General features: G+C 44.0%; 1 protein-coding gene. It reads left to right on the plus strand.

What is annotated here, in order from left to right; translation table 11 throughout:
* Positions 1-657: MMPL family transporter (locus tag A3738_RS09460; protein WP_156504146.1), on the plus strand; the 657-nt coding region annotated here is incomplete at its 5' end.
* Positions 658-732 lie beyond the last annotated feature (75 nt).

A 732-nucleotide genomic window follows, 5' to 3' on the forward strand; every position in this document is an offset into this window, starting at 1 on the left:
AGTATGACGCCAATGATCGTGTATCTCGATGACCATAAGGCTGAGACACTTGATCGTGTGATACAAGAGATGCAGGTCTTAATTGAAGAGTACCCGAGCGAAAACTATGAGTTCCTGCTCGCGGCAGGTAATGCCGGTGTTGAAGCCGCAACTAATCAGGTGATTGAAAAAGCGAAAACTGTGATGCTGCTTTCTGTTTATGCAGTGGTCAGTTTCTTGTGTTTGATTACCTTCCGTTCGATTGCGGCAGTAGTGTGTATCATCACTCCTCTAGCCTTAACGTCAGTTCTGTGTGAGGCGCTAATGGCGCAATTAGGCATTGGTGTGAAGGTGGCAACTTTGCCAGTTATTGCGCTTGGTGTGGGTATTGGTGTCGATTATGGGATCTATATTTACAGCCAGCTAGAGACTAAGTTGAAAGAAGGCTTGGTTTTGCAGGAGGCTTATTTCCAAACACTTCGTACGACAGGTAAAGCAGTAAGCTTCACTGGTGTTACTTTGGGTATTGGTGTTTGTACCTGGATCTTCTCTCCGATTAAGTTCCAAGCAGATATGGGAATCTTGTTGTTCTTTATGTTCTTGTGGAACATGATCGGTTCAATGTGGTTGCTTCCAGCGCTTGCGCGTTTCTTGGTGAAAACCAAGAAAACGGCATAAATTCTTGAGTACAGTGTTCGATCTAGATATCGGGCGTTGTTCTCACAAATTATTAAATATGGCCGACTTTTATAG

The sequence above is a fragment of the Oleiphilus sp. HI0066 genome (genome assembly GCF_001635725.1).